Source organism: Gluconobacter sp. (assembly GCF_047723935.1).
Lineage (GTDB): Bacteria > Pseudomonadota > Alphaproteobacteria > Acetobacterales > Acetobacteraceae > Gluconobacter.
Window position 1 is genome coordinate 1 of sequence record NZ_JBDOBO010000109.1, and the last position, 6,404, is coordinate 6,404.

The 6,404-nt window shown below is 50.9% G+C and carries 6 protein-coding genes; 2 read left to right on the forward strand and 4 right to left on the reverse strand.

The genetic code is table 11. The features are described from left to right. Positions 1 to 767: AraC family transcriptional regulator (locus ABF979_RS15925; protein WP_415560679.1), on the reverse strand; the 767-nt coding region annotated here is incomplete at its 3' end. Positions 768 to 1,197: 430 nt separating this feature from the next. On the opposite strand from ABF979_RS15925, the gene ABF979_RS15930 reads away from it, so the two are divergent. Both ABF979_RS15930 and ABF979_RS15935 read left to right on the forward strand, forming a co-directional pair. Beyond that, positions 1,198 to 2,409 carry an MFS transporter gene (locus ABF979_RS15930; RefSeq protein ID WP_415560680.1) on the forward strand — a complete coding sequence of 404 codons (1,212 nt, stop codon included), beginning with the start codon at positions 1,198 to 1,200 and terminating at the stop codon, positions 2,407 to 2,409. 306 nt (positions 2,410 to 2,715) lie between these two features. After that, complete coding sequence (locus ABF979_RS15935; protein WP_415560681.1) at positions 2,716 to 3,996, forward strand: carbohydrate porin; 1,281 nt, start codon at positions 2,716 to 2,718, stop codon at positions 3,994 to 3,996. Between the two features lie 415 nt (positions 3,997 to 4,411). On the opposite strand, the gene ABF979_RS15940 is transcribed toward ABF979_RS15935, so the two are convergent. From ABF979_RS15940 to ABF979_RS15950, 3 genes are all read right to left on the reverse strand, one after another. After that, entirely contained in the window at positions 4,412 to 4,642 is a 231-nt protein-coding gene (locus ABF979_RS15940; protein ID WP_415560682.1) for a hypothetical protein, read from the reverse strand. 434 nt (positions 4,643 to 5,076) lie between these two features. Then, a complete protein-coding gene (yghU, locus tag ABF979_RS15945) occupies positions 5,077 to 5,955 on the reverse strand; it encodes a glutathione-dependent disulfide-bond oxidoreductase (RefSeq protein WP_415560683.1) in 879 nt (292 codons plus the stop codon). Beyond that, a partial coding sequence (locus ABF979_RS15950) for a glutathione S-transferase C-terminal domain-containing protein (RefSeq protein ID WP_415560684.1) occupies positions 5,952 to 6,404 on the reverse strand: 453 nt, incomplete at its 5' end. The genes yghU and ABF979_RS15950, both read right to left, overlap by 4 nt.

Here is a 6,404-nt window from a genome sequence, read left to right on the forward strand (position 1 = left end):
TCTGTGGTCATCAGAAGGTTACAGGCGCGGCTGATTCGCAAGCGGCGTACAAAATTAGTAAACGTATCGCCTGTGGCCTGCTGAAACAGGCGTGAAAAGGCGGAAGGAGTCATCTTAACATGACGGGCGATCTCCGCCTGTTTGACGGTTCTCAAATCAGTAGAGAGCAGCAGTTGCATGACCTGATTGATCGCACGAGAGCCCGATGTTTTTGACGACTGGGAATTCCAAGATCGGCACAAAACATGCCTCGACGCCCTGGCCAAATTGATAAGTAATGAAATGAATTTGGCCACCCTGTCTGCCGGATCCGCAATTTCCAGTTCTTCCATCTGGTGACACAGAATATCCAGCGATGGCCCGTGGAATTCAATTCCGTTCGCTGCGTCATCGAGGAGGCGCGTGATCTCTTCAAATTCAGGACACAACTGAACCAAGCTCTGAAGCCATACTGGCTGGACCTGGACGATCAAATCACGTCCACTTACTGTCTCGGCCTGGTCGACGTTGCTGAACCAGTTGTGTGGTAAGTCGGGGCCAATCAAGAACAGGCTTCGGGCATGAAACGTGCCGAGGCAGTCGCCGATGACATATCGCCCACTACTCGCGGTAATAAGGTGCAGTTCGTATTCCGGATGATAATTCCATTTGGCACAGTCGGCGGGATAATCATGCCGCGTCAAAGCAAAACTCTGGGCTGGAGCAGCCGTAATGACTTCATAGACAGGTTCGGACTGCGACGTTCTTGAGAGCTTTCTACGGGGCATCAAACTGTACTCAACGAAGGGTCATCTAAGAGCTACACAGGATCTGGGTTTTTAGATCAGAGATCGTGATGATCTGTGCAAAATCTGCGTTTCCAACCTTCCGAGATTCGTACATTGTGTAATGGGAGTCCCTTATGGACGTGCCCAACAGATGTTTATTACGTGTTTTCTCTTCGTCGATATAGCGCGACCATTTTATTTTTATAATACTTTCTTGCGCACAGAATTTCAGACTCATCTAGCGGATTTCCTGCAGATTTATGCATGTTGAAGCTTGCGCTTTGGTGAGCCTTGTTAAAATAACGATATTAAAACGTAATGAAACTGAATTGACTGCCCCGAACCATCTGGTGTGTCGCGTTGCTTCGAGCCATCTACCGAGTTATCGCGCTATTCTTCTTTAGAAAACCTCCCTCGCTCCAGAGATCGCATGACCACTGCAGTTTTTCCCCAGAATTCAGCACCGATGACGACAACATCTTCTCGGACGTCCCTCATTTTTTTTGCACTTGCACTCGGGGATTTTGCAATCGGAACCGCTGAATTCACGGCAATGAGCCTTGTTCCCCTCATAGCGAAGGACCTTCAGGTAACAGTGCCCCAAGCCGGGCACGCAATCGTTGCATATGCAATTGGCGTAGGTGTTGGTGCTCCCCTCATTGCCATCCTGAGTGCGCGGCTGAGTCACAAAAAGACGCTTCTTGCTCTCACAATTCTTTACATGCTGGGCAATGGCGTAACGGCTTTTGTTCCCTCCTATAGCTTCCTCTTGATCTGCCGTTTTATCAGCGGTCTGCCCCATGGAGCATATTTTGGAATTGCCGGGATCATTGCATCATCCCTTGTTCCTCCGAACCGACGTACACAAGCTGTGTCACGTGTGGTGCTTGCTCTGACCTTCGCCACGGTTGCTGGTGTTCCACTCGCCAGTATCCTGGGACATTCGGTAGGATGGCGGTGGTCCTTTGGTATGATCGCAGCTCTGGCACTGATCACAACGTTGCTTGTTGCTCTCGTTGTGCCAAACGATCCGTCCCGTCCACATGCGAGTGCCATGGGTCAGTTGCGAGGCCTCAAAAACCGTCAGGTCTGGCTTACCCTTGGAATCAGTGCGGTCGGGTTTGGCGGGATTTTCTGTGTTTATACGTATCTCACTGCCATTTTGCAGGAAAACCTGCATGCATCTTCCATGATGATTGCTGTCATGTTGACAGTTTTTGGCGCGGGAATGACGACAGGGACTGTCGCGTGTGCCTGGGCCGCTGACCGCAAAATGATGCTTACAATGGGTGGAATTTTGATGGTCAATGCGGCTGCTCTCGCAGGATTTGCGGGCTCGGCCCACAATATCTGGGAACTGATGCCTGTTGTGTTCATGATTGGGTGTGGCGGCGGCTTGGGCACCGTCATCCAATCGCGGTTGCTTGAAGTCGCAGTCGGCGCTGAAGCCATGGCAGCCGCACTGAATCAGAGTGCCTTCAATCTTTCCAATGCCGTTGGTCCCTGGTTAGGCGGCCTGGCAATTGCATATGGCTTTGGACTGACGTCTGTGGGGTGGGTGGGAAGTGCCCTTGCACTCGGAGGCTTCCTGATCTGGCTACTGACCTTAAGTGATCTCCGCACTGCCAAAGAAAAAAATTAACCGTAGCTTATTCATAATGATTATCAGGTACCTGCTGAGTACTCAGGGTCTATTTGCTCTTCAGCAGGTATCTGACTTGAGAATATTAATCTATGGAGATGTACGATTCCATCCTTTATTCACTCCCATAGATTTAAGATATTGTTCCTCATCTCTGGAATTGTGGCCTGCGCTGATTTCTATTTGAGTACTGCACGAGCTCAGTCGATTACGTCGTCTGGCACAGGAGGGGACACTGCGACGGGACTTCAACCCTCCCTCATGTCCCAGGCGCCGTTGGAACAGGCTCGAAAGCAAACAGATGTCTTGCCACAGCCCGAAACAATTCTCGTCGATCCGTTTGGCCTGATTTCTCGGCTCAGAGAGCATGGAATCAGCCTTGTTCTGGATAATGTCAACGAGATGTCCGGCATGATCAACAGTCCCACTCCGGGACTTGGCCTGAGCAAGGGAGCGAGTAACACAGGTCAATATTCGATGGAAAACGTTATCGACTGGGGCCGGCTGGCAGGGGGCACTGGCTTGTCGACGCACGCTGTTGTCGTCGGTCGCTACGGTATTCCCGTGAGCCCCATGTTTGGGGATATGCTTCTTACACCCAGCCAGGAGATTTATGGCTCAGGCGGGAATGTCCTTGTTCACCTTGTCTATGCCTATGCTGACGAAACGCTGTTCAAGGATCGCCTGGATATAGCAGCGGGTCGTATGTCATTCCTGAGTGATTTCTCTGCCAATCCGTTTTACTGCAATTTCATGAACAATTCCTTCTGCGGCAATCCAAAGGCTGCGGGAGACAACGCGGCCCACGCTTCCTACCCTGATGCCAACTGGGCTCTGCGTTTCCGCATTCGCCCGTCAGCTACAACCATTTTTCAGTTTGGTGTGTATTTTACAGAAACTGGCAGTATCTATACCAATACCCAGATGCGTACCGGCTTCAAGTTCAATGGGGCTAATATTGACGGTGAAGCCATGCCGGTAGAGTTCATCTGGGCGCCGCGATGGGGCAGGGAGCATACATTACCTGGTCACTATAAATTCGGTTTTGCCTACGATACAGCAGATCATCGGGATAACTATTACGATGGCAACGGTAATGCTTTCGCTTTGACCGGCCTACCCGCCCGGGAGGTTCATGGAGCATGGGCTGCATGGGCCTTGCTGGACCAGATGGTCTATCACCATCCTGATGGTGCAGCCGATGCGGGAATTAGCCTGCTGGGTGTTGCCTATTTCAACAAGCCCCAGACGCAGACGCGCTCTGCACAATATTCCTTCGGTATCTTTGATCGTGGATTCTGGAAATTACGACCCATCGACGCGATCGGCGTTGATTTTGCCTATTCACAGATCTCCGATAATTTGACGCGCTCAGAGAGGCTTTTTGCATTGCAAAATCTTCCAATCCCGAACGGAGCGTTTTTTCCTCAGACATCAACTTACAATTTGGAGGCGATCTATCAGATTTATGTCATGCGCGGCGTAACATTTTCTCCTGATTTTCAGTATTACATCCATCCAGGTGGGCAGAAACAACTAAAAAATCAAGCACTAATCGGTTTTAAGAGTCATGTAGCTTTATTTTAGGATTTAACATGTATCAGTATATTTAGTCACTGACTTGGGTGGTGTAGTTTTTTCTCGAGAGTGTAATGACTAGTGTCCTGTCCCGCAAATAGATTTACATAATCTGGAAATGGACGGAAGCTTCGTTCTTTTCAGGGAGAACGGATATGGCGGGTATTGGTCGGCCGCAGGAACGGATCCGTTGCGTCAGTGAAAGCGAGCCTGAATAGTTGGAGCGGATCAGTCGTTCGCGGGCCTTAGTTTATTGTCACGCTTCTGTCAAGATTAGAGTATTATCCGAGATGGATGCAGAGTAACCTCGCCGGAAAAGAATGAACCAGTTGGCATAAGAAATAATACGACATAGTTTTTACTACTCGAAAGACAAAATGTAAGGTCCCCTGTTCGCTCGCCGACCACGATCAAAGCAAGGGCATTAGACTTGGGTACCTGCGCCTGGAATTATAGGATCTTCTGCAAAGGGTCGGTTCAGGATGCCAAGCACTTCATCTGCAACGTAAATTCGATTGCGGGCATAGCCAGTTCGTTCTCTTAGGATACCAGCCTGGCAAAGCTGGCCAATCGCCGTGTGAGCAGCGGGTGGCGTAATCGACAGCAAAGTTCCCAGCCGCTCACGGACACCACCGGATAATTCCGTTCGCTTCATGGCCGCAAACCTTTATCAGAGAACGTAAAAAAGATGTTTATTAAAGGTTATGGTGAAAGACTTTCAATGAAATTTTCTATTGGAGATATTTTAAAGGTTTGTGCCCATTGGTCAGCATACTTTCAGAGCATAAAAAAGCAGCGGCGATATTGACGAGCGCACCACAGAATACGATCAACAGAAGCCGTTCAAGCGCCGCAAACGAAAGCCTGATGACAACAAGTATGGCCGAAGATAAGGGAACCCTCCTGAACTGGGAACATGGGCGTTGTCAGCCAACCGGACCAGCCTAGATTTTTCCGGCGATATTGGATAAGCGGCCGGCGTTGGTAAGTGAGCTGCTTTCTGTCGCTCGCTGATTAAAGAGGCAGATTTGGGGGGAAAGTGGCATGTCCGGTTTTGGAAGTCCGTGAAAGAAACCGGACGTCGATGATCTATGTCTTGTCGCCAAGACGATCCTGCGTCTTTGTCTCGAAATCGGAAGCGTCATGACGTTCATAAAGCTGGCTTGAGAGGTCTCCGGATGTCCGGTTGACCATACGGCCACGCTGAACGGCAGGCCGTTCCAGAAGTCGGTCTGCCCATGCCCTGAGATGGGGATAGTCCTGAACGCTCAGAAAAGTGGCCGCATCATTATAGAGCCAACCCTCTACCAGGCCACCATACCACGGGAAAATGGCCATATCGGCGATTGTATACTCTTCGCCAGCTATGAAAGGGCTTTCCGCGAGACGTCGATCAAGCACATCCAGTTGCCGCTTGGCTTCCATGGCAAACCGATTGATCGCGTATTCGATTTTCTCTGGCGCGTAAGCATAGAAGTGTCCAAAACCGCCACCAATATAAGGTGCACTGCCTACCTGCCAGAATAGCCAGTTCAGGCATGCCGTCCGATGAGCGATATCCTTGGGGATGAAGGCACCGAATTTTTCGGCCAGATACAACAGGATTGACCCGGACTCAAAAACGGCCAGAGGCTGATCGCCGCTGTGATCAACAAGGGCTGGAATTTTGGAATTCGGATTGATCTCCGTAAAGCCGGAGCCGAACTGATCCCCTTCGCCAATACGAATAAGCCATGCGTCATATTCGGCCTGCGTATGACCGGCAGCAAGCAGTTCCTCAAGCAGGATCGTGACTTTGACGCCATTGGGGGTGCCAAGGAAATAGAGCTGAAGCGGGTGCTGGCCAACGGGAAGGGTCTGCTCATGGGTGGCCCCGGCAGTCGGGCGGTTCGTACTGGCGAATTTGCCGCCACTTGGTGCCGTCCACGTCCAGATTTTTGGGGGTGTATAATCGAAGGGTCCGCTCATGAGATTGTTCCTTTTGACATCGGGAAGAGACTGGTCGGATACATGGCCTGACGCGCGTCTTGATCCATGATGGTCTTGAATGCGTGCCCGTTCATGATGGTATGGGCACGATCGACTGCAGGACGAGCGTTCATCATGTCCATGAAACAGCTCAGATTGGGCCAGCGTTCCAACGGCCTGTCTTCACCTTTCATGACCCGCACTGCCCGGTCCAGCCAGCCCCAGGCCGACATGTCCACAATCGTATAATGATCGCCGACAATGAAAGATCGTCCTTCCAGATGATCGTTCAGGATCTGATAATGCCGCTCCGCTTCACGACGGTATCGATGGACCGCATAGTCCAGACCTTCCGGTGCCGCATGCTGGAAATGTACCGCCTGTCCTGAGAAAGGACCAAGACCCGTTGCAACAAACATCAGCCAGGACAGAAGCTGGGGGCGATCCTG